A 26,714-nucleotide genomic window follows, 5' to 3' on the forward strand; every position below is an offset into this window, starting at 1 on the left:
AAAGTAAAAGAAACTTAATAAGTGTCCGAAGAGTTTAACATACGCAATCCAAAGCAGTCGCCAAGCGACATTGAAATCGACCAGCAGTTACGTCCGCTGACGTTCGACGATTTTCAGGGACAAAAACAGATTTTGGAAAATCTGAAAATATTTGTCGAAGCTGCACGTATGCGTGGCGATGCTCTAGATCATGTTTTGTTGCATGGACCTCCCGGACTAGGCAAAACTACGCTCTCCAATATCATTGCCAATGAACTGGGCGTAAAAATGAGGATCACTTCGGGACCTGTTCTTGAAAAACCCGGCGATCTTGCAGGCATATTAACAAGTTTAGAAGAAAACGACGTTCTTTTTATTGATGAGATACACCGTTTAAACCCTGTGATTGAGGAGTATCTCTATTCTGCAATGGAGGATTTTCGTATTGATATCGTTATTGACAAAGGACCCTCGGCAAGAACAGTGCAAATAGGGTTGAGCCCCTTTACTATGATTGGAGCCACAACACGAAGCGGATTGTTAACAGCACCCTTAAGAGCGAGATTCGGAATTAACTGTCATCTAGAGTATTACGATAACGAAGTAATATCGGGCATTGTAAAACGGTCGGCAAGAATTTTGAATATTCCCATAGAAGAAGATGCAGCAACGGAAATATCGTTACGCAGTCGTGGTACTCCGCGCGTTGCTAACGCTCTGCTTCGACGTGTTCGCGATTTCGCGCAGGTAAAAGGCAGTGGTGTTATAGATAAAGAGATTTCGATTTATGCTTTAGAAGCTCTAAATATCGATCAGCACGGACTTGACGAAATGGATAATCGTATATTGACAACAATTATCGATAAATTTAGCGGGGGTCCGGTGGGGTTATCTACAATCGCAACTGCTTTGAGCGAAGACCCGGGAACTATTGAAGAGGTTTACGAGCCGTTCCTTATCAAAGAGGGATTTTTGAAACGCACACCACGCGGTAGAGAGGCTACAGAGCTAACATATAAACACCTAAACAGAGCTTCGGGATATAGGCAACAATCACTGTTCGACTGATGCTTGAACACGAAACAATATCTACAAAAATTAAAAGGCAAGCCATTGCACTTGGCTTCGACGATGTTGGAATTGCCAAAGTGCAAAATACCGGCAAGTTGCATGAACATCTAGAGTCGTGGATACAAAAAGGGTATCACGGCAGCATGGAGTATATGCGAAATAATATTGAAACACGCTCTAAGCCAATATTATATGTCCCTGAAGCGAAATCGGTAATTGTTGTTATTGTAAATTATTATCAAGAGAATATCAAAAGCAAATCGAAATATAAGATAGCACAATTTGCTCATGTTCAAGATTATCACTATGTTTTGAAAGAAAAATTAAATCAGTTACTCTCTTTCATTGTTGATATAGAGCCTAAAACAGTAGGGAAAATTAGTGTTGATGCACAACCCGTCGCCGAACGATATTGGGCGGTGCAGGCAGGATTAGGGTTTATTGGACAAAACACAATGTTTATCCACCCGAAACTTGGTTCTTTCAATTTTATTGGCTCCATTGTAACAAATTTAGAGCTTGATAGCGACACTCCGAGCAACGAAACCTGCCTTGGTTGCGGAAAATGTATCAGCAGTTGTCCAAATGGAGCAATTGTAGAGCCTTATACTTTAGATTCGCAACGCTGTATATCGTATCAAACAATAGAATCGCGTTCAGAATCAATATTTAATGAGAGAATAAAATTTGAAAACTATATTTTTGGTTGCGATATTTGTAACCTTGTTTGTCCGCATAACGAAAATATTCCGTTGGCTAATAAAAACAACTTCGCGGCAAAGCCTGAAATTACAAATATGACAGATGATGATTGGAACACATTGGGTTCGAGCCAATTTAAACGCCGATTTTCGCATTCGCCCTTAAGACGAGCGGGATTACGCGGAATTAGGAGAAATATTTTGTGGTGTAATAAAAAATAAGAAACTTGCAGTTTGGATATTATGACATTTTAGGGTATTTTCGTAACGGTTTTTTTCGTTAATAAACATCATTAACAGACCAAAAAAATTTAGATATGATAAAGAGAAGTAAGCAAATCTCAGTTCTTGTATTAGCAACACTTTTAGCGTTTGCAGTTTCGTGTGTCCCAAAAAGACAATTCGTGGAACTAGAGATGAAAACCGAGCGATCTATTCGCGATAGAGACTCACTTAAAGCCAAAAATGCCGACCTGACAGTAGAAAAAACTGAGTTACAATCTGAGCTTGACCTAATGAAACGTGAAGTGCAACAGTCACGTAATGAGCTAGCAGGACAGCTAGACTCAATGAGATACTATAAAAGTCAATATAATATTTTACAAGCTGCGAACAACGATTTAACAAGACGGTTAGACGAAATGGTATACGGCGTTGAGAGTGAAAACAAACAAATGCTGGTTGAGTTACATCAGTTGCGTGAAGATTTGCAAAGACGTGAAGAAAATTTGCGTAAACTGCGCGACAGTTTATCAGCAGAAAGGAACAATTTGGACTTAATGCAACTTAGATTAGAAGACAGAAACCAAATTTTAGCTTCGTTAGACTCAATGCTGCAAGAAAAAGAGAGGAACCTTGAAGAGCAAAGCAGACAGATGGCTAGACTACAGGAAATGCTTAAACAGAAAGATAATGCAGTAAGGGAACTTAAAGATAAAGTTTCTAAAGCGCTGCTTGGATTCCAAAATGATGGACTTACTGTTGAGCATCGCAATGGGAAAGTTTATGTTAGCTTAGACGAAAAACTGCTTTTCAAATCGGGGCGTTATACCATTGACTCACGAGGTAGAATGGCACTTCAAAAGCTGTCAGATGTTTTGGCAGAAAACAAGGATATTAATATTCTTATAGAAGGACACACAGACGATGTTCCACTTCAGGGCAGAGGTGAAATTCAGGACAACTGGGATTTAAGTGTTAAAAGAGCTACGACAGTTGTTAAAGTTTTGTTGGAGAACAAGAGACTTAATCCCGACAGGCTAATGGCTGCAGGACGTTCTGAGTATCACCCGGTAGAAAAGTCTAAAACAACCGAAGCAAGAGCTAAAAACAGAAGAACAGAAATAATCCTGACTCCAAAATTAGACGAATTGCTAAAAATCCTCGAGAACAATTAGCAATTAACAATGAACAATGTGCAATTACGAATTGATAGGGATTGTTATATCAATAGCAACGACTTTTAAGTCGTTGGTTAGTAGGTTGACACACGTATTTTGAGCTTTAGCCCAAACTTAATGTTTATTAACTTCTTAATGGTTAATTGTGAATTAATAAACACTTTTGTACAGACAGCGCATGCGCTGTCTGTACTTTCAACTTTAAAACTTTATAAACTTTCAACTCAATGAAACTACTATTTGTAACTAACAACCAGCATAAAATATCTGAAATTTCGGCACTATTACCACAAGAAGTAGAATTATTGAGCTTGTCGGAAGTGGGCATTTATGAAGATATTCCAGAAACAGGAGACACGCTGAAAGCCAATGCTTTACAAAAAGCCGAATATGCCTTTTCCAAGACCAATAAATGGTGCTTCGCTGATGACACAGGGCTTGAAGTTGAGGCTCTTGGAGGAGCACCCGGCATACATTCTGCAAGATATGCGGGTGATGCAAAAAACTCGGTAGATAATGTCAACCTTTTGCTAAAGAAATTAAAAGACATAAAAAACAGAAATGCTCGCTTTAAAACCGTCATTGCACTGATTTTTGACAACAAAAGATATTTTTTTGAAGGGATTGTAGAAGGTAAAATTATCGACACGCCTATTGGAACCGAAGGCTTTGGATACGATCCTGTATTTATTCCAAATGGATATAACGAAACATTTGCTCAAATGCCATTAAGCCTTAAAAACACTATTAGTCACAGAGCTAAGGCTATCAATAAACTCATTGAATTTTTCACAACTTACACTATTAAACAATAAATTGCTGAAAAAAGTGTTCTTAAATAGTTAAAAACTATTGTAAATGCGAAGAATAATTTTAGTCTCGATAATAACATTTTGCTGCTTGAACTTATTAGCACAAGATGAATTTAAAATGGGGAATTGGCGTGCTCATTTTCCTTATCATCAAGTTCAATTTTTAGCTTACGATCACCCTGTAATCTGGGGCGCAAGTTTTTCGAGTCTTTTTTCTTATAATCTCGAAGACTATTATATCGAAAGATATAACAAAATAACAGACCTTTCGGATATTGGAATTACTGCGATGAGGATGCATCATAAGAGTAAATCCCTTATTATTGGTTATCAAAATGGAAATATTGACATACTTGTTGACGGAAGAGTTACAAACGTTTCTGCTATTAAGCGTGCAGAGATAATTGGAGACAAAACCATCAAAAACTTAAAAATCAGTGGTGATACGGTTTTTGTTGTCACATCATTCGGTATAAACTTACTTGATATCAAAAGTCATTTAATATTAGCAACTTATAGATTTGGAACATCACAAAGCTCCATAATAGTTAACGATGTTACTGTTTTGGGTGATAGCATATTTGCAGCAACCGATAGAGGTATATATTGTGCTCCACGTCAGGGTTTGAACCTGTTAGATTTTGGCAACTGGAAAAGATTGAGAAATTTACCTAACGCCTTTGCTGATTATAGCTTTTGTGAAGGATGGGCGGATACACTATGGATAGGCCGTCAAATACCGGGTTATCAGAATGATGAGATGATTTTATATCGAAAAGGGAATTATCGTCAATTTCAATTTCCACAATTTGGTTGTGATATAAGAGGTATACATTCAGATAATAAATATTTATATTTTGTGTCTAACAACGATGTTCGTTGGTTTGAAGCAGATGGTCGAGAAGGATATCGTGAACCCTTCTTCGGGACAGAACTAAATGGTCCTAGTGATTTGGTTACCTTAAATGATTGGGATTATTATGTTGCAGATCGTATGGTTGGATTGTTGAAAATGGTAAAATATCAAGGTATGCGTGATACAATTAGACCAAATGGTCCGGCTTTCTACAAAAGTTTTCATGTAAATGTTGCCGAAGATGAGGTTTGGATTTCCGGAGGTAGTCATGGAGAACCATGGAGTCATTACGGAATATATCGTTTTAAAAATAATGAATGGAAAAATTATAATAGACGAACAACCGATTCTTTAGAGAGTGTCGCAAATATTTCAATATCAATAACTAATCCTTGGAATCCACAGCATATTATTGCAGGTTCATACGGATATGGTATGGTTGAATTTCTTAACGGAGAAGTTGTAAAAACATGGAATATGTCTAATAGTCTTTTGGAACCTGTTTCAGGGTACGGTGAGGGTTATGTACGTGTCACAGGTTTGGCTTACGATAATAGTAAAAATCTATGGATTTCACAGTGGGGAGCAAATCATCCCATTGCAGTCAAGAAAAATAATGGAGAGTGGCAGGTTTTTGATTTAGGAGGGCTAATTGTTAAAGATTATGCTTCGAAAATGGTGTCAACTCCATGGGGAGATATTTGGGTAATTTTAGAGGGGAAAGGAATAGCCGTGTTTAATCCTGAAAAATTGTTAAATAATCAGCCAAATGCATATAAAGTGTTTGAAGTAATACGCTCAGATGGTACTATTTTTAGAGATCTGCGTTCAATAGTACTCGATAAAGATGAAACAATGTGGGTGGGTATGAAAACTGGAGGTGTTTTTGTTTACTATAATCCTCAAAGAGCTTTACATTCTAACATAGTAGCATCTCAATTGATTATGGAGGTTGACGATGAAATTGATTATCTGTTAAGAAGTGAAAACATTGCTGACATCAAAGTTGATGGCGGCAACAGAAAGTGGATAGCAACTCAAGGCGGAGGAGTTTTTTTACTTAATGAAGGTGGGAACAAGCAAATATTGAACTTAACGACTGAAAATAGTCCTCTAATTTCAAACAATGTTTTTTCAATTGGTATAAATGAAAAAAGTGGCGAGGTGTTTTTTGCAACTGATCTTGGCACTATCTCTTACGTTGGAAGTGCAACCGAAGGTAACAATGATTTTTCCGAATTAGTTGTATATCCAAGTCCTGTGCACAAAGATTACCACGGTTCTGTAATAATACGCGGGCTGGTTGAGAACACAACGATAAAAATAACTGATTTGTCAGGCAGACTTGTGTATGAAACATATTCAAATGGAGGAACAGGTGTTTGGAATGTTCGTGATTTTGATGGTAATCGCGTTCCAAGTGGTGTTTATCTTATCTTTTGTGCGTCTTTAGATGGCTCTTTTTCTGCAAATACAAAAATTTTTGTTGCAGGTTATTAATAGTTACAATTTTTACAAATGACAGGATAAATTTTTCCGTTTGAGAGTTTTTTTAGAAATGTTTTACGCCTCTCGCTTCCCCATGCGTTTTTGGCAATTGTCCCAAAAGTATGTTCAGCAAGCTTATCAAAACAACATGGTACAAGGGCTCCATCGGTTGTGTAAACTGCATTAGTTAAAGCACGCCAACAAATAATTCTACTATCATTTTTGTTGATTTTGTTTACCCGCCGATATGCTTTTGTTTTAGGCTGCCATTTTGCCAAATTTTCTTTCGATTGATCATATATCTGCATTGTTTTAAACACAACTTTATTGGCTCCCCATTTTAAAGCACTTTGTTTTATGTTTTTTGTGTTAAATTCGGTATGTTTTGATAAAAGTGTTTGATATATAACTTTAGGAGTTTTCGATCTCTTAGACTCTTTTAATGTCTTTAAATTTATGAGAGTATCTGTTATTTTAGAGAAATTACCACCCACCCTATACTGTTCATAAACAGCCTGTTCTGCACCGTCTGCTGAAATAATTAGTTGGTCAAGTCCAGATTCAATTATTTTTTCACAATCATGAAGGCTTATAGACTGGGCATTTGTACTGATTAATGTGTAAAGTCGTTTTGTATGGGCGTATGATATTATATCGAACCAATGTGGATTTAGAAAAGGTTCGCCCTGAAAATATAAAATAGCAACCATAGTGCTTTTGGAGTGGGCGTCTATAATAGTTTTTGCCATTTCAAAACTCATAAACTGGCTATCTCTTTTCACTTTCCCCATACCAGTGGGACATTCGGGGCACGCTAAATCGCAAATTGATGATAGCTCAAGAGTAATTGTTATAGGTTGATTATTAGGGTTGGGCAAAACTTTAACTTTTAGAAAAAAATAGTTTATAATTGAATATGCAAAGTTGATAATCCTTTTAAAGGAAAATGTTCTAACAATGGAAAAAAACATCATTATAATATGTTTTTGTTATGAACTTTAACTGTAAGGTATAAAAAAGGCATCCATAAGGATGCCTTTTTTGTGTTTATTGAAATAAACTATTGAATTACAATTGTTTTTGTAATAACATTGTCGATGCCAATAACTTTAACTGAATAGACACCAGCTTTATAAGCAGATGTGTTAACTTCATAAGAATCGCTATCAGCTACAGAATTGTGAATTAAGCGGCCTTCAATAGAGTATATCTCTATTTTTGCTCCGTTAACGTTAGCAATAACAAGTTTCTCATTAGCTGGGTTTGGATATATTAACAACTCATTCAATCCAGTCTCTTCAATTGATAAAGTGTTGTCAACAGGCTTTGTTATTGAGTTTGAACATCCACCGGGAATGTTTTCTATCGTTAGAGTCACATTATAGACATCTTGTCCTGTATATATATACTGCATTTCTGGCACAAGTTTTTCAACAATCTTTCCGTTACCCATGTCCCAAACATACTTGGCTCCTGTAACAACCCCTGCTGATGAGCTTGCATTAAAATTAACCAATTTTGGGAAGCTTTGATTTACTTCGTAAGTAAAATCAGGAGTAGGTAAACCAACTATTTCAACTAAATTGTTTTTAGTTTCAGTCAATGTTGTATTACCGTCAGAAGCACTTATGGAAATTGTTTTATTCCCAGGTGTAGAATATGTTACAGTATGTGGTCCGTCAGTATCTGCTGTGGCAGGAGTGGCTCCTTCTCCAAAATCCCAGCTAATAGTTGTGTGTCCGAAAGACAGGTTTGTAAAAGTAACCTCTTGTTCAACGCACGCTTTTGTTATGTCAACCTCGAAGTCTGCATTGAATGTTGCAGTTTCTCCTAAAACCCACATGCCTCCAGTATATTCACCCTGGAAAGAACCTGCAAAGCCTTTTGTTTCGCTAATCATACCAACACTTACAAATTGGCTTGCGGTGTAGTATTGACTATAATCTTCCCAAGTATCACCACCATCCCTGGTAAACGAGATACCCATTTTTGGTGTTTGATAATCAGCTCCCACAGAAACAAACATACCTGTTTCGCCGGGAACAGCAGAGATATCAGATTCGTAAAAGTTAGAGGGGGCGCTTGTAAGCTCTTGCCATGTTTCGCCACCGTCAGTTGTTTTAAACTTTCTATATGGACTGCCTTGAACGTATGCAAGTAATAGTCCAGTTAAGGCATCATCAGAAAAAGCAATCGATGCATTTACTGTTGCGCCGGCGTTATCGAATACAAAATGTTTAGTCCAATTATGTCCTTTGTCAGTTGTTTTGTAAACATATCCGTTGTTGGTTGTCCACCATAAAGTATTGCCAACAGCTGTGTAGTGTCCAACTATACCATATTCACTAGTATTAACAGGAGAAGGGATATTTGCAGCAGCAACACGTGTCCAGTTTTCGCCACCATCAGAGGTAACGAAGATTTCGTGATAGCCTCCTGTTTGGTCTCCTTGAACTACACCATTATCATAGTCAAAAAAGTGTACTGTATTAAAGAAACTATTAGCATCAGATCCTGTTAATATTGGAGTCCAAGTTACACCTCGGTCTGTAGTTTTAAGTATTGTGTTTCCACTTCCTGTACCATATGCTGCTATAAATGCAGTATTTGCATCAAGGCCTTGTATCATAGAAAAAGCTGTTCCATAGTTAACTTGCCCTGATGTCCAAGTAGCACCACCATCAGTAGTTAAGCAATAAACGCGATAGTTTGCACCTCCACCGCTACCGTCACGGCCTGTTGCCCATGCTACTGATTCATTTACAGCTGAAAGATGACCTGGATATGTACTATTATTTGGGAAACTAGTAAATTTTTCAGTCCAAAGAAATTTTTCTTCCCCTGGAGCCGCTGGTTTAATATTTATTACAGCAGAATTATTTGAGTTAAAGGCGTAACCGGATGGATTTAGTGCACCTATTGTAAAATATCCGTTGCTACTACCTTCCCAGCCCCAGTTAAAGTAAAACTGGTTGTTGTCATTATAGCCTAAGCATAAGAAAGCGTGTCCGCCATAATTAGCATCACTTCCTGAATAAAGAATAGGACGAGCATTATCAAGCTCATTTTTCAAAAGAGCAATCCACGTATCATTAGTATATTGCGTTTTTTGAACATACATAATACTTTGATCATACTTAAAATAGTTAGCCATAACAGCCGGAACATCTTGACTATATGCCCCTGATCCAGATGGAGTGTAATTCATGTTAACGGCAACGCCTAAATGGTAACTTAAAGTTGCTGCAGCTGGACTACCTGCACTTGTTGTAGGCATGTTAGCATAATCATAAGTGGTTGAAAAGAAGTAAGCGGTTTGAGGTCCATAAGTTGGATGTACGTATTTGTGCCAACCCGCTCCTGTAGTAGGATATTCGTAGTGACGCATAATCATTGCCATGGATGTGGCAACACATCCGACAGGACAACCTGCAGGACAATATGTGTTAAATCCAGTACCTTGACCCCAATTAATGTTAAAAATAGGATTCACTGCACGATCGTTCTTTGGGAAACTGTTTCCCAAAATGCTATTCCACTCTATAAGAGTCTCTGTGTTTGAGAGTTTTTGGGACACAATATCAACAATGTTTTTGTCGTATTGTTCCATCCATAGATCAGCGATTGGGTTTAATTTATTCCCATCTATTTCTCCTTCGTGAGAATAGCCTAAAACAGGAACGATAGCATTATCTGCAGATACGATAACAAAACCACCGGCATTGAAAACAAACGTATAATATGTATTAATACCATTGTGACTTTTAGTGTGGACACTTTTAATGCTGAAATCTGTTATGCTTTCAGGAGCATAATGTTTATAATAGTTCTCAGCTACTTGTTTTGCTGTGGGAATGTCCACAGGCTCGGCTTTTGTAAAGGCAACTATTAGTGTTACCATTGCAATTAATGATAGAATTTTTTTCATAGTTAATAAGATTAGTTAATTAATTATTTTCATAATACCAGGGTCAAATTTACGATTTGCAAACCAAAAAAAGAAAAAAATCAAGTGGTTTTTACTGTACCACAATATATTTTTTAAAGCATAAATGAAGAAAAGTTTACATAAATTGCTGGGAATCAGTGAGTTTTCCAACAGAAAAAGAAAGGGATGAGCCTGTTAAAGTAAACATTAACAGGTCATGATTGTGTATAAGGTTGCTTCAACAAATTCAGTGAACAAGTGATCCGTTTTTGATAGAACCCATCAAATTATTGATTAACTGTTAAACGTATATCAACTTTTCGCTGTAATATTACAAGCGCAAATATTAGCATAAAATCAGGTTCCTTGTAAATACAATAATCAGACATTTTAAGGTTTTCACCTCTCAAAATAATGAGATAATCAAAACTGTAGACCGTATTGTAGTAATGTTCAACATTTTGGTATATATTTGTCAAAATGTTTATAACTTGTTGAAAACGTACTGTGAGGCAGATTCAAAGTTATTTGTGGTAAATAATAATTAATTGAATACGACAATTTGAGCCCGATACATAGGGATATATGCATGAAACTAACTTAAACTAAAGATATTAAAAAGGGGACATAAGTCCTATATGATCTCAAACCGAAAAAATACAGACATATGAAAAATTTTAATCCTAATAATATGAGACGTTTGTTAATTATCCTATCATTAGCCTTGATCCCTATGACAGGCTTGATGGCACGAGATTTTTACTGGAAAGGAGGAACAGGAAGATGGAATGATCCATCTATGTGGGAACTCCGAGCAGCAAAATCTGTTGAAGGATTAGTTCCGTCAAAAACTGACAATGTCTTTATTGATAATTATGATAGCAATATCATTATTGACAATGACGTTGAAGTTGAAAACCTATATTGGAGATCCGGCAAGATAAGTGGGAACCCCGAAACTAAAATTTCATCATATGGAGTGATTGAAGTCAGGTCATCTGTTGTTGATGAATTTGAAGGTGTGTGGGTTTTGAAAACGGACAGTAGAGGTACTATAAACTCTGACATCAAATTAAAAGGCTCAGTTTATATAGATGCTACTGGGGAAGTTGTTTTGGATACGCCAGTAAAAACATTTGCTGATTTTATAATTATAAAAGGAGATGTTACTGTTAGTAGTTTAATAGAGTGTAATGTTTTAGTTTTAGAAGGAAATGAAGCATACAGCATTTTAGTAAACGATGCAACCGTTCGCAAAGACCATTTGGTTATCCGAGAAAATCCAAATCGTAAATTAAAAATAAATGGAATAAAGCTAGAAAGAGTAACTCCAAGAAACATTACAGGAAAAGGTGAGTTGGCCAAAGGAGGAGTCTATCATTTCTGCAACGAAACAGATGCTAAATTAGTTTTAAAAGCTGCAAAAGCACCAGTTGTCACAAAATCTTACGTTAGGTTTTTTGTGATTTGGTTTGATCAAGAAACTACAGAAAAGGGAACATTCTCTAGCATTTATCCTACTAGTGGTTCAGGGGCAGTTGATTCTGTAATTGTCCACTCTTCTCATCCTCATAGTACTGATACAATAATACGTTCTTTTTGGCAGGTAACTTATCACGATAATGCAGATGCTAGCGATTTACCTCTAGCTATTTATGAAATAGAAGGTGTAGATAACCGTCATTACTCAACTGACTACGCGTTAGGAACTGTATATGATAGTGTGGCAGGAGTATCAACACCTGGAGCAAGTGATGGTAGCATATTTATTAAAAAGATTGGCTCTGCACCATTTACATATACAATTACTGGAGGTTCTAGTAATCAAGATGGTGTGTTTACAGGACTATCGGAAGGTTATTATAATGTTACAGTATCAAGTGACAGCTCAACATGTAATAAGAGTACCGTATTGAGCAATATCGAAGTTAGTGTAAGAGCCCCACTTAGTTATGATAGTTTATTTACAAGAAGAGTAACCTGTACGGACGACTCTGATGGTATTATTCGTTTGTATGCTTCGGGTGGTTCTGGCTCTTATGAATATAGGATGTCTTTTTCAACTGATGAAGGTTACCCACTTTATAATGTTTGGCAGCCGAGCAATGAGTATTTGAATCTTAAATCAGGTACTTACGAGTTTGTTATACGTGATGCAATGCAACATTTAGATTCGGTTGATTGTGGTAAGATTAGCTTAATTAATCCAAAACAACTTACTATTAATCAAGTGATAAGAACTCACGTAGTAGGATGCTATGGACCAACAGGAGCAATGGAAATTATAGCTTCTGGAGGACATCCACGTTTACAATATTCTATAGATAGTGGAGACACGTGGTCGTTCTCCAAATTATTTGAACATCTTTATCCAAAAAGCTATAAGGTCCATGTCAAAGATAGTTTAGGGTGCGAGGTTAATCGAGAAGGTTATGATATTATTTCAGGACCGGTTGAGCTTATTATTAAAAAAGTAACGCCACAACCCGTGACACTTTGTTACGAGAACAATAATGGTTCTATAGCAATTATGGCAGAAGGGGGATGGGGTAATATAGAATATTTTATAGAGAATAGTACTATTGGAACAAGAAATAACAGTAGTGGTAATTTTTTAGGTTTACCAGTAGGAAAATATGCTGTTTGGGTAAAAGACGACAATGATTGTGAAACACTATATGCTGATAGTGTTGAAGTAACAGGACCTCCTAAACTTGAAATTACAGGAATAGACATAACACACATTACCGGTTGTTATGGAGATGTAACAGGCAGTATTACTGTCAACGCGACGGGAGGCACTGGAATACTGCAATATTCTATAGATGGAGGTACGAGCTGGCACTCTTCTAACGTGTTTGGACCTTTAAGTGCCGGAATATACCAAATTAGAGTTAAAGATGAAAATGAATGTACAAAAGGTGATGTGGTTGAAATTTTACAACCTGATCCTATTTCTATTACTAGTGAAAGTTACACCAATATCACATGTCATAATGCAGACGATGGTACAGTCACTATAGAGGCTGAAGGTGGTACAGCTCCCTTAACATATACTATAACAGGTGGTGCAAGCAACAACACCGGAGTTTTCACCGGTTTATCTGCTGGTACTTATAAAGTAACAGTAAGTGATGCTAATGGTTGTGCTGAAGCTATTAGTAGTGACTTTACAATTATCAATCCCGATGTTATTACTATCGACAGTGAGTCATATACCGATGTTAATTGTTTTGGAGAAGTTGATGGTACAGTAACTATAGTTGCTTCAGGTGGTACAGCACCATTAACCTATACAATAACCGGTGGTGCAAGCAACAACACCGGAGTTTTCACTGGTTTATCAGCTGGCACATATAGTGTAACAGTAAGTGATATTAATGGTTGTCCGCCAGCAATAAGTTCCACTTTTGTTATTATCGAACCTGCCGCTATCACTATTGACAGTGAGTCATATACTGATATTAGCTGTTTTGGCGAGGTTGATGGTACAGTAACTATAGTTGCATCTGGTGGTACAGCACCTTTAACCTATACAATAACAGGCGGTGCAAGCAACAACACCGGAGTTTTCACTGGTTTATCTGCTGGCACTTATAGTGTGACAGTAAGTGATATTAATGGTTGTCCACCAGCAGTTAGTTCCTCTTTTACAATTATCGAACCTGCTGTGATTACTATTGACAGTGAGTCATATACCGATGTTAGTTGTTTTGGCGAGGTTGATGGTACAGTAACCATAGTTGCATCTGGTGGCACAGCACCTTTAACCTATACAATAACCGGTGGTGCAAGCAACAACACCGGAGTTTTCACTGGTTTATCAGCTGGCACTTATAGTGTGACAGTAAGTGATATTAATGGTTGTCCGCCGGCAATAAGTTCTACTTTTGTCATTATCGAACCTGCCGCTATCACTATTGACAGTGAGTCATATACTGATATTAGCTGTTTTGGCGCGGTTGATGGTACAGTAACTATAGTTGCTTCAGGTGGTACAGCACCATTAACATATACAATAACCGGAGGTGCAAGTAACAACACCGGAGTTTTCACTGGTTTATCTGCTGGCACATATAGTGTAACAGTAAGTGATATTAATGGTTGTCCACCAGCAGTTAGTTCCTCTTTTACAATTATCGAACCTGCTGTGATTACCATTGACAGTGAGTCCTTTACAGATATTGCTTGTTATAATGATAATAATGGTACAGTAACCATAGTCGCATCTGGTGGTACAGCACCTTTAACTTATACTATTACAGGTGGGGTTAGCAACAATACTGGAATTTTCACCGGTTTATCTGCTGGCACATATAGTGTGACAGTAAGTGATATTAATGGTTGTCCCCCGGCAATTAGTTCCTCTTTTACAATTACCAATCCTGATGAGATTGTGATTACAGAAGAGACGTTTACAAATATTACTTGCCATGGTGCTAACGATGGTGCAATAACATTTAAAGCTACGGGTGGCACACCTCCCTTAATTTATACCATTACTGGAGGAGATACCAATAGCACAGGAGAGTTTACAGGATTAGGTGAAGGTACATATCAAGTAACCGTTACAGACAATAATGGGTGTATAAAAACAAGTGCTATTTACACAGTAATAGATCCCGATCCGATAGTTATTACTTTAATTGATTCACTATATTCGTGTGGTAGCTTACCAGTAATTGAAGCTGATACAACGTTCTTGCCTGACGGAGATGGAGATATATATACATCTACTATTACGCACGTTGATTTTGCCGATGGTGCTGTCGTACAAAGCACAGCAGATATTGAATCAATAGCAATCAATATGGAGCACTCTTACTTAAGAGACTTAACAATAAAATTAATTTGTCCTAATGGTAGTTCGTTAATGTTTACAGACGAAGTTGGAGGTGGTAGGTACTTAGGCAAACCTGTTCGTGATCCCGGAGATGATGATTTGACCCCGGGTGAAGGTTTTACTTATATCTTTACTGAAGATTCAGAAGCCTTATATACTTGGGCAAATGTTCCTGAAGCAAGATATACCTATACTGATTTAGGGGGCAATGAACATGTAAACAAACTATATGTACCTGCAGGCCCATATAAACCTATGGGAAACTTCTCATCTTTAGTTGGTTGTCCACTTAATGGAGACTGGACATTAGAAGTAACAGACAATAATCCTGTAGATAATGGATATATATTCAAATGGTACTTAAATTTTGCTCCGAGTACTTTCCCAGAAGGTTACTGTAATGGTATGGCTACTGTGGAAGCGACAGGAGGTGTAGGTGAACTAAGCTATATGTGGAGTAATGGAAACACAACAAACACAATACAAGATTTGTGTGCCGATACATATACATTAACAGTTACTGATGAAAACGGCTGCTATGCTACTCACACTGTAGTTATAGAAGACGTTGACATACAATTAACTATTACCGATACAGTTCATGTAACATGTTCAGGAGAATCTACTGGATCAGTGACAGTTGAAGCTACTGGAGGCAATCCGCCTTACACATATATATGGGAAGATGGTACAATTAGTCAAACAATTGACGGATTGGCAGCTGGTTGGTATTTCTTAACAGTAGTAGATCGTAATTTGTGCGAACACTACGATTCTGTTGAAATAAAAACATTAAATGAAATAACAGTACTTTTCTCAAATATTGTTTCTCCTCTGTGTCATACCGATAACGGAGGTTCACACACAGGTTCGGCAACAGCAACTGCATCAGGAGGAGTTGGCAGCTATTTATACGAATGGTCTTCAGGAGAGATAGGACAAACAGCCAGCAATTTGGTTGCCGGATGGAATTGGGTTACAGTTACTGATGAAGCCAATTGTACTAAAATTGATAGTGTGGAAATTACAGAACCACCATTGCTTGAAATAACAGATGTAAGTATTACAGATGTTTCATGTAACGGTGGAACAGATGGTAAAATAACCATTACAATTGCCGGAGGCAATCCTCCTTATACTATTGAATGGTATTCGCCTGAACATCATCTTATTGGAATAGAAAGCTCTTTGACTTTCCGTCCGGCAGGCGATTATACTGTTAAAGTTAAAGATGCCAATGGTTGTACAATACCAGATTCTGTTATTACTATAGGTGAACCTGAAATCCTCGACTTTGATATAGATGTTACAGCAAGTGCATGTAATAATCCTACAGGTTCCGCAACTGTAATAAACATTACGGGAGGTAACGGTGGTGAAACTATTACATGGTATAATAGTGCAAACGTAAATATTGGAACAGGAGTCTCAATAGGTTCATTAGCAGTTGGAAACTATTCTGTTAAAGTCGAAGACTCAAAAGGATGTTCTGAAACAAAAGAGTTTGAACTAGAAGATAACTCTGATTTACAAATTGATGGATTTACTTGGCTAAGCCCAGTAAGTTGTTATGGTGAATGTGATGGAATTGCTCAAGTCAATGTTTCAGGTTCAGGTGCAATAGTTAGCTATATCTGGTCAACAGGTTCAACCACCGATACAGAAACATCACTTTGTGGAGGCTCAACAGTTAGTGTTACCGTAACTGATGAAAATGGTTGTACAGCCGATACTACAATAATAGTTCCACAACCAGAAGAGCTTCAATTTAGCGACTTTACAATTACCCATAATCAGTGTTATGGCAACAATGATGGCTCAATAACAGCAATTGTTGAAGGAGGAACACCAACATATACTTTTGAATGGAGAGACGAAGACAACAATATACTTCCTTTCACCGGTGCAGTAGCTTCAGATCTATATGCTGGTAAGTATTTTGTTACCGTATCTGATATTAATGGATGTCAGGCTAACGATAGTGTGGTCATTAATCCTGCAGTACAAATTGTTGTACATGTTTCTACAACTCAAGCAGACTGTGGTTTAAGCAATGGAACTGCAACATTAACTCCGGAAAATGGAATACCTCCATATACTTATCACTGGCCCGATCCAATAGGTAGTGTTACAACGTCAACCGTGGGTTCACTAGGCATAGGCATATACTACGTTACAGTAGAAGATGCTCTTGGCTGTGAGACAGTAGCACGTGTAGAAATTACCGACGTTGGAGGAATGTCTATTGTTGTTGATGTAACAGATGCTACATGCTATAATGGCAACGACGGAGAAGCAACAGTTGTCAGTGTTATAGGAGGAACAGGACTTGTTACAATAACTTGGGAAGATGCATTTGGCAATATAATACCTGGAGGAAACACAGCATCAGGGCTTAATGGAGGAATGTATTATTACGTAACAGTAACAGATGAAAATGGCTGTGGAGTTGTGGAAGAAATATTTATAGGTCAACCCGCAGAGTTTGTGCTTACAGTTTCAGGTATCCTAGACGCGTCATGTTTTGGATACAACGATGGAGCGGCAACAATTAGTGCGGCAGGCGGTAATGGATCTCCATATACTTATCTATGGCCAGACGGAGATACAAATAGCAGTCGTATAGATCTTGCTGCTGGCTCATACACTGTTACAGTGTTCGATAACTTAGGTTGCGAACAAACAACTGATTTTACTATTGGTGAACCAAGTTTAATTGAGTATGAATTAACTACAACCAAACCTTCATGTGGTCAAAATAATGGTAGTTTGACTGTGTCAAATATCACAGGAGGTTCTGGAAGTGGTTATGTGGTTACCTGGTCAAATGACAATTGGAGTGTCGACTCTGTTGGTTTTGCAGTAACCAATCTTGTTGCAGGCATATACGACTTAGTTATCACTGATGACACAGGATGTTCAGTTTCAGAAACAATAACACTAGAAAGCGATACAGATATGTATGCTGAGGTTATTGATATTACCCACGTAAACTGTGCTGGAGAGGTGACAGGTTCTGCAACCATAGGAATTATTGGAGGAACTGCGCCATACACTGTAAACTGGAGCAACGGACAAACAGGAATGACAATTTCTAATGTTGCAGCAGGCACTTATACGGCTACAATTACAGACGCAAATTTATGTGTAATTTACTTCGACGTTAATATAGAAGAGAATGCACCATTAGTAACAGACTTTGTGTTCACTCAACCGATAGTTTGTGCAGGTGACTCAATAGCATCTTTCTATGTTACAGTAACTGGTGGTGTTGCACCATACATATACCATTGGGAAGATGGTCTTGGAAATACTATTGGAAGTGATTCTGCACTTGTAGATATGACTGCGGGAACATACAATATTACAGTAACTGACAACTTGGGTTGTACAACGACTAACAGTATAACAATTGCATCCTCTGATCCGATAGCAGTTACTTTTGTAATTACTGAAACAGACTGTAGTGCATCAACAGGTAGTGTCAAAGCCAATGTTTCTGGAGGAGTTGCACCTTACAATTATAACTGGGCAAAATATTTAGAACCAGGTGTTGTTATTGATGGCAACGGCACAGACTTTATTTATAACCTTGGAGTGGGTTATTACACACTTTCATTAACCGATGCCTTAGGATGTGTTTACAGAGACACTGTTTTAGTTGAATCAACAACAGACATGGAAATATCTGTAATCAATACAGTTAGTGTTACTTGTCTTGGACGTAATGATGGACAAGCCGAAGTGACAATTGTAAATGGACAAAGTCCATACACAATAATATGGGCAAACGGAGATATCAACAATACCACAGAAACATCATTTATTAATACTCAACTGTATCAAGGAAATCAGATAGTTAGAGTTATTGATGCAAACGGTTGTGAACAGGTAACTAGTTTCACTGTGCCAACAGGCAACGCTTTATATGTTTCATTAAGGTCATATCCTGACGTTGGTGGAGATGTGGCAGATTTCGGATTTGTTGAAGCCGGAGCAGTTGGTGGTATTCCTCCATATTCATACAATTGGGAAGATGCTGAAGGAAACAACATTGGAACTAGTTATGTAATAACAAACTTGAATTATGGTTGGTATTATGTTACTGTAACCGATGCTAATCCAAATCCATGTCAATGGATAGACTCAATTGAAGTGTTGAATAAAACAATATCTTACGATACAATATTTATCAACCATGTTACATGTCACGGGTTTAATGACGGTTCGATAAGTATACAAGGAACAGGTGGTGAAGAACCATACCAGTACCGTTGGAGACACGACTCTTGGAGTACAGATTCTATTGGTAATACTATTACCAATCTAATAGCCGGTACTTATTATTTAACACTTACCGATAAGTATGGATTTGTTGAAATTACTGACTCAATAGAAATAACCCAACCCGAACCGCTTGGCTTGAATGCCATATTAGTACAAAAAACCGCGTGTAGCGAACCTACAGGTATAGTAAAAGCAGAATTACCTGAAAGTACAGGAGCTATCGCACCAATTACATATTATTGGACAAGCAGCGAGTGGCAAGACACGATAGTTAAAGTTGATAACCCAATACTTGATAGCGTTGGAATAGGAATGTACTACGTTACAATCGTTGATGCCAAAGGCTGTACTGACACCGATACGGTAGAAATGATTGATAATAGCGATATGGTTGTCAGACTCATAACCTTCAGTCCACGTTGTTATGGAGATAATGACGGTGTAATCGAAGCAATTGTAACTGATGCAATAGGAGATATAATTTATATATGGTCGCATGATTCTACATTAAATGGTCCAAGAGCTGAGAATCTTGCCCCAGGCACTTATTATGTCACTGTTACAGACAGTTCAACCTGTTATCGAACCGCTGAAGCAACACTAACAGAACCAGCACTACTTGAATTTAATGTTATTGACTCAGTTATGCCAATATGTTATTCTGACGTTAATGGCTCTGTAACCGCTGAAATATTTGGAGGAACTGCACCATATGTATTCAATGCATACCAGTACTCAAGCGGTATTTCATATCAAGAATCTTCCACTGAACAATCTGATACTGTCACAATCGAAGGATTAAGTGGAGGTATATATAGACTACAAGTAGAAGACTCTTACGGCTGTTGGTCAGAACAAAAGGCACTAAATCTACGAAGTGTTGTACCATACATGACGGTTAGTATAGATATTGACAATCATCCATCTTGTAATAATCATACCGATGATGGACAATTGACAGCAAACGTGACGGCTTACGAACATCCGCATATTGAATTGCCAACACAGCCAAACGTAAATGACTATAACTTTATCTGGAATGATTCAATAACAGGACAAACAATCAGTAATATTGGAGTAGGAGAACACACAGTTACTGTGACCTACAAAGACTATGGTTGTCCAGTCGAAAATTCAATATATCTCTTTGCTTTAACCAATATCACTGCTAATCCGGGATTTAGGTTTAAAGGAGAACTTTATGATGATAATTCAACATATTGTGTTGGCGATACCGTAGAATTGATAAGTTACTACAGCGTTCATGACCTTGATTATATCGACATAGGCTGCGATTCAATTACTTGGGAAAGCGTAAATAATATCATAGAAACGTACGATTCAACTTTCTATACAACTGTTAGCAGAAATAATGGAGACAACTATTATTATCTAACAGTATATAAAGATGGATGTTATGATACCGATTCTATAAAAGCTAACAACTTTGATTTTGCTGACGTTAAAGTATCAGCATACAAAATTGACCCCGATTTAGGTGGATTTAACGGTAACGAGCCGCTTGTATCGATATTTGTAGGCAACTCTGCTTTAGTGAAGATAGATCAAGAGGTAGAAGGAGCAGAATATACATGGAGTGAACAACTTTATACTACTGTTCAAGGCTTAACACAAACAGGAAGTTTTGTACTTAACGAATCTAAAACACGTGCAATAGTTACGCCTATAGATAGTACATTCTATAAAGTTTTAGCTAAAACTCCTGCATTCGAACTCAGCGAGACAGAAATGCACTACTGTTACAGTAAAGACTCAGTACTTGTAAGAGTATTAGGTGAATTTAATCCGCCAAATGCTTTCTCACCAAACGGAGATGGTTTCAACGACACATGGAAAATGGAAGGATTCAAGCTCTTTAATACTGTTTCAGTGAAAATATTCAATCGTTGGGGACAACTTGTTTTTGAATCATCAGATCCAAATGCAGAATGGGATGGAACTAACAAAAAAGGCAAAGATTTGCCTGTAGGAACATACTATTACATAATTGACTACTCAACTGATAGTTATTCGAAGAAAATATCAGGACCAATAACAATTATACGATAGTCTGGCATATTTCTGAATCCGAGGAAAACCTCGGATTCATGGAAAAGCCAAAACATTATTTTAAAAATGAAAAAACAGCAAGCGATGAAAAAGATAAAAACCCTATTATTAATTGCAGCTCTCGGAATCAACTTTTCTCAGGCTCAACAAATGTACCAGTTATCGCAGTACATGTTTAATGACTATGTGTTTAATCCGGCTATTGGTGGTATTCATGACTATTACCAGGTTCGAACTAATTATCGTTATCAATGGGCTGGAATAAAAGATGCACCAAGAACATATCTTTTAAGTGCATATGGACCACACAAATCTATGCCTATGGGCTATGGTGGATTTATTTTTAGTGATGTTACAGGTCCAACAAATCAACTTGGAATATATGGCTCATATGCATACAATGTGTTGGTTTATAGAGACATAAGAATTTCAGGAGGAGCCTTTTTGGGTCTTAAACAATTTAAAATAGATATGTCATCTTTAAGGTTTGATGTAGAGGAACCGGCTGTCTCTCTAAATCCTGACTACTATGTCAGGTACCTTCCCGATGCCAGTCTTGGTGTATATGCTTATAATTCACAATTCTACTTTGGAATTAGCATGAATCAACTTTTTGGAAACAAATTGGAAGTTTTAGAAGAGTATAGTGGTAAGGTAATGTCTAAACTCAATAATCACATATTTATCAACGGAGGATACCGCTACAATATCAACAGAGACATTGATATTGAAGGGGCTACTATGTTTAAGATAGTACGAGCAGCTCCTTTACAAATGGACTTAAATGTGAAAGGAATATGGCGTAAAATGGCCTGGGCAGGTGTATCATGGCGAACAGGAGATGCTATTGCAATTATTGGTGGATACAATTATCAAGATATGTTGTATATAGGTTATTCGTACGACATAATGATAAGCAAGTTGCGTAATTTTGGCTCAGGTAGTCACGAAGTTATGATTGGTGTTAAGTTTAATAGAATTAAGGATACAGGAGGAATACGTCGTAAAATTCGTTAACTGTAGGATATATAATAGACGTACAAATAATGAATACAGATAAAAAGAGCAGGTCGTTATCTCTTTGTCAAAATATTTTGTTAAGCCTTGTTGCTCTTTTAATAATTAATTCATGTTCAGGAGTTAGAGACAAATCAACAAATTTGCTGATAATTCCAAGAGATACAATGATTCATGTGATTTCTGATATTCATATTGTTGATGCAGTCCTTATTAACGCATTAAATAACAGACGTATTGAAGTAAATACGGTACCGAATTATTATGTAGATATTCTTGAACGGTACAATATTTCAAAAGAGAGATTTGATGTATCTTTGCGTTATTATTGTGACAACTTAGACGAATTTGATAAGATGTATGACGAAATAATCGAAATACTTAGTACCAAACAAGCAGAATACGAAACTAAAACAGAACATTAAAAAGTACAAGTATTTATATAGTTTTTTTTAGATCTCCTAAAAAAACCATATATTGCAATCGTAAAATTTAAACTGCAATGAGACAAAAAACAATTTTCTTAATCATAGGTATAGCAATTATAGCTGTAGTCGGATGTAAAAAAAATAAAGAGAATAATATTATCGGAACTTGGAAACAAATGGATTTTAGAGTACCCGACTCCACAACAAAAATAGCCAGATGGACCTTTTATGATGATAAAACTGTTAAAGCTCGAATTTACAATCAAAAAGATAGTCTTTTAAGTTCTGTTGATGGAGATTACTCAATATTTAGAAAAAAATTTAAGCTAAGATTACAAATATCTGACACCATTCGCTTTGAAGTAAATCAGGTAGATTATCGTGGAAATTACGTTATTGAAGTCATTTCACGAGATGTTTTACGCCTTGTTAGAGTAGAAGGATATAATGATAAAGCTGAGTGGAGTGATGGAGGGGATGTTTTTGCTCAACTTGAATTTTTGAAGGACTAAAACAGTTGTGTCCAAAGTTAAGACTTTATATGTCTGTCAAAACTGTTCTGCTACTTTTCCAAAATGGATGGGAAAGTGTACTCAGTGTGATTCATGGAATACCATTGAGGAGCAAGTAGTTGAACAACGAAGAGGCTCTTTATCAAAAAAATCGCAAGCTTCTATAAAAGAGCCAACCAAGCTCAATATGGTAAAACAGGAAAAGCATGCACGTCAATTAACCAAAATAGGTGAATTTGATCGTGTGTTGGGAGGAGGATTTATGCCTGGTTCCGTAGTTTTAATAGGTGGCGAACCTGGTATAGGTAAATCAACTCTTTTATTACAATTAGCTTTAAAAAATAAACAGTGGAAAACACTGTATGTAGCAGGTGAAGAGAGCGAAGCCCAAATAAAAGATCGTGCCGACAGGCTCGGAGTAGCACACGAAAACATATTAATAACCACCCAACTTGTTGTTGAGGACCTGTGTCAATTGTTTCAAGATATTAAACCCGATATTGTTATTGTTGACTCAATTCAAGCAATCCAAAGTCGCAATCTTGAATCAATCCCAGGTACAATAAGTCAAATCAGGGAATCGGCATATCAGCTAATTAACTCCGCAAAATTTCTCAACTTTCCGTTAATACTTGTCGGTCATATTACTAAAATAGGCAATATTGCTGGTCCAAAAGTCCTTGAACATCTGGTTGATACAGTTTTACAATTCGAGGGTGATCAAAGTAGCGGACTTAGAATTCTTAGAACTTCAAAAAACAGATTTGGTAACACCTCTGAAATTGGGATTTTTGAGATGCAGCAAACGGGACTTAAAGAGATACCAAATCCATCAGAAATATTGGTTGATTTTCATACAGAACCACTTCCTGGAGTTGCCTTAGCCCTTGTTTATGAAGGGATTAGGCCATTGGTTGTTGAGGTTCAAGCGTTAGTAAGCACCGCAAGTTTTGGCACTCCGCAACGTTCTTCAACTGGATACGACCCAAAAAGACTAAATATGTTGCTTGCTGTTTTAGAGAAGCGTGCGGGGATTAAACTAAGTACTCGAGATGTTTTCGTGAATGTAACAGGAGGAATAAAAATAACTGACACAGCTGCCGATACGGCATTGGCTGCAGCAATTATTTCAAGCTACCTAGATTTAGTCATTGATTTAGACACCTGCTTTGCGGGAGAAATTGGACTTTCAGGTGAAATACGACCAATAAGATCTATCGTACAGAGAATTGAAGAGGCTAAACGGCTGGGTTTTAAAAGAATAATTACTTCAACCCATAAAAAGGAAATTCAAATAAGCGAAAATATTATAGTTGATGAAATTAGGTCTTTGGTCAAGCTTTTGACAAAAGGCTAGTCGGTTTTTTCGTCATCCATAAATTTTGTTTGATATAAGAAGTCGTCGTATGGGTAGCGTTGTTTATGTATCTGTTTTGCACAGTCGTAAAGTACACTTTTAAACTCCTCGATATTATATTTCTCTGTTGCCGAAATAAAAACACACTTATTATTAATTTTCGCTAACCACATTTTCTTAAGATCCTCTAAAGTGTAGTTCTTTTTTTCAATCGGAGTAAGGTCATCTTCTTCCTTCGGGACAAATGAATAAGCATCAACTTTGTTAAAAACTACAATTTCAGTTTTATCACCTGCACCTATATCAGTTAAAGTTTGTTTAACGACTGACATATGTTCTTGATGGTTTGGATGCGAAATATCAACAACATGAATAAGGATATCTGCTTCCCTCACCTCATCAAGTGTTGATTTAAACGATTCAACCAAGTGTACAGGAAGTTTTCTGATAAAACCGACAGTATCAGTAAGTAAAAAGGGAAGATTTTCGATAACCACTTTTCTAACAGTAGTATCGAGAGTGGCAAACAACTTATTTTCGGCAAAAATTTCCGATTTGCTTATCAGATTCATAATTGTTGATTTGCCTACGTTTGTGTATCCAACTAATGCAACCCGAACCAGGTTTCCACGATTTTTTCGTTGGGTTTCCATTTGTCGGTCAATTTTTTTTAGTTGCTCCTTGCATCTAGAAATTTTGTCCCTAATAATCCGCCTGTCTGTTTCTATTTCAGTTTCACCCGGACCACGAAGTCCAATACCTCCTTGTTGGCGTTCTAAGTGTGTCCACATGCGGGTAAGCCTTGGCAAAAGATACTCGTACTGTGCTAACTCAACCTGAACCTTTGCGTGTGCTGAACGTGCTCGCTGTGCAAAAATATCGAGAATAAGGTTTGTTCTGTCAAGAATGCGGCAATTAACAATTTTTTCTATATTCCGAAGTTGTGAAGGAGAAAGTTCGTCATCAAAGATTATTAAATCAATTTCGTTTTCGGATATAAACTCTTTTATTTCATCAAGTTTACCCGTTCCTACAAATGTTTTTGGGTTGGGGGAGTCTAATTTTTGGGTAAAATGCTTAACTGTCTTTGCACCTGCTGTATAGGATAAAAATTCTAATTCATCGAGATATTCCTTAACGCGTTCTTCACTTTGTTCATTGGTAATAAGTCCAACCAATACAGCTCTTTCGATTTTTTTTGATGTGGAAAATATTGTTTTTGTCATCTGTTTTAAAAATCCAGTTTTTGTAACATTGTCCCATTTATGATTATTAATCTGATAAAAAAGCCCCGAATATAATAAATTCGGAGCTTCAACTTAAAAACTTAAATTTTAAAATGAAAAAATAATTATTGTAGAACAAATCTAACGGGTAGGTTGAAACTAACATGTACAGCCCTGCCACTTTGTTTTCCAGGCTTCCACTGAGGCATGCTTTGAACAACTCTTATTGCTTCAGCGTCTAATAAAGGGTCGACGCTTCTTAGAACTTTTATTTTACCAACCTTGCCTTTACTGTCAATAACAAAGTTGACGTAAACAACACCAGTGATACCATTCTCTTTCGCAATTTGAGGATATTTCGTGTTTGATGCAAGATATTCGTTCAATGCTTGCATTCCGCCAGGAAACTCTGGTTCTTCTTCAACCACTAAAAATATTTCAGGTTCATCTTCTATAATTTCCTCTGCTTGTACCTTTATTTCGGTTTGAGTAATCATAGTATGTTCAGTAGCCTCTGTGTCGATATTGATACTGGCAACCTCTTCTGTGTTATCAACAACGATCAATTCTTCAATTACATCTTGTTGCTGTTGCTGCTCTTCTGGTGGTGGTGGAGGTTCGGGTTCATCTTCTCTTTCTGTAGCTATCATTTCCTCTTCTAAGTCAATAGCCACAACAACACCTAAATCACCAACAGAACGCTCTTTAGTTGTCCAGTTGAAAGCAACTAGCATAAAAC

14 protein-coding genes are annotated in these 26,714 nt (G+C 37.0%); 10 read left to right on the plus strand and 4 right to left on the minus strand.

What is annotated here, in order from left to right; translation table 11 throughout:
• Positions 1-21: 21 nt before the first annotated feature.
• From ruvB to GX311_03130, 5 genes are all read left to right on the plus strand, one after another.
• Entirely contained in the window at positions 22-1,047 is a 1,026-nt protein-coding gene (gene ruvB / locus GX311_03110) for a Holliday junction branch migration DNA helicase RuvB (GenBank protein ID NLK15365.1), read from the plus strand.
• Positions 1,047-1,973, plus strand: coding sequence for a tRNA epoxyqueuosine(34) reductase QueG (gene queG, locus GX311_03115; protein ID NLK15366.1), 927 nt, complete (start codon positions 1,047-1,049; stop codon positions 1,971-1,973). Before ruvB ends, queG begins: the two co-directional genes overlap by 1 nt.
• A 95-nt stretch (positions 1,974-2,068) precedes the next feature.
• Positions 2,069-3,148 carry an OmpA family protein gene (locus tag GX311_03120; GenBank protein NLK15367.1) on the plus strand — a complete coding sequence of 360 codons (1,080 nt, stop codon included), beginning with the start codon at positions 2,069-2,071 and terminating at the stop codon, positions 3,146-3,148.
• Between the two features lie 230 nt (positions 3,149-3,378).
• A complete protein-coding gene (locus GX311_03125) occupies positions 3,379-3,966 on the plus strand; it encodes a non-canonical purine NTP diphosphatase (GenBank protein NLK15368.1) in 588 nt (195 codons plus the stop codon).
• Between the two features lie 43 nt (positions 3,967-4,009).
• Entirely contained in the window at positions 4,010-6,319 is a 2,310-nt protein-coding gene (locus GX311_03130) for a T9SS type A sorting domain-containing protein (GenBank protein ID NLK15369.1), read from the plus strand.
• Here GX311_03130 and GX311_03135 read toward each other — a convergent pair.
• Positions 6,316-7,281 carry a radical SAM protein gene (locus GX311_03135; GenBank protein NLK15370.1) on the minus strand — a complete coding sequence of 322 codons (966 nt, stop codon included), beginning with the start codon at positions 7,279-7,281 and terminating at the stop codon, positions 6,316-6,318. The genes GX311_03130 and GX311_03135 overlap by 4 nt on opposite strands.
• Before the next feature lie 86 nt (positions 7,282-7,367).
• Positions 7,368-10,235, minus strand: coding sequence for a T9SS type A sorting domain-containing protein (locus GX311_03140; GenBank protein ID NLK15371.1), 2,868 nt, complete (start codon positions 10,233-10,235; stop codon positions 7,368-7,370).
• 667 nt (positions 10,236-10,902) lie between these two features.
• Here GX311_03140 and GX311_03145 point away from each other — a divergent pair.
• The 5 genes from GX311_03145 to radA all read left to right on the plus strand — a co-directional run bounded on the left by GX311_03145 (position 10,903) and on the right by radA (position 24,749).
• Entirely contained in the window at positions 10,903-21,435 is a 10,533-nt protein-coding gene (locus tag GX311_03145; GenBank protein NLK15372.1) for a T9SS type B sorting domain-containing protein, read from the plus strand.
• A gap of 84 nt (positions 21,436-21,519) precedes the next feature.
• Positions 21,520-22,452, plus strand: coding sequence for a type IX secretion system membrane protein PorP/SprF (locus GX311_03150; GenBank protein NLK15373.1), 933 nt, complete (start codon positions 21,520-21,522; stop codon positions 22,450-22,452).
• A 29-nt stretch (positions 22,453-22,481) separates the two neighbouring features.
• Positions 22,482-22,877, plus strand: a complete 396-nt coding sequence (locus GX311_03155) for a DUF4296 domain-containing protein (GenBank protein ID NLK15374.1) — start codon at positions 22,482-22,484, stop codon at positions 22,875-22,877.
• Between the two features lie 77 nt (positions 22,878-22,954).
• Positions 22,955-23,392, plus strand: coding sequence for a hypothetical protein (locus GX311_03160; protein NLK15375.1), 438 nt, complete (start codon positions 22,955-22,957; stop codon positions 23,390-23,392).
• Positions 23,393-23,399: 7 nt separating this feature from the next.
• Complete coding sequence (gene radA, locus GX311_03165) at positions 23,400-24,749, plus strand: DNA repair protein RadA (GenBank protein NLK15376.1); 1,350 nt, start codon at positions 23,400-23,402, stop codon at positions 24,747-24,749.
• On the opposite strand, the gene hflX is transcribed toward radA, so the two are convergent.
• On the minus strand, positions 24,746-25,975 hold the full coding sequence (gene hflX / locus GX311_03170; protein ID NLK15377.1) for a GTPase HflX: 1,230 nt from the start codon (positions 25,973-25,975) through the stop codon (positions 24,746-24,748). The two genes, radA and hflX, sit on opposite strands and share 4 nt — an antisense overlap.
• Positions 25,976-26,100: 125 nt before the next feature.
• On the minus strand, positions 26,101-26,714 hold a 614-nt coding region (locus tag GX311_03175; protein ID NLK15378.1), incomplete at its 5' end, for an energy transducer TonB.

The organism is Bacteroidales bacterium (genome assembly GCA_012519055.1).
Classification (GTDB): domain Bacteria; phylum Bacteroidota; class Bacteroidia; order Bacteroidales; family Salinivirgaceae; genus JAAYQU01.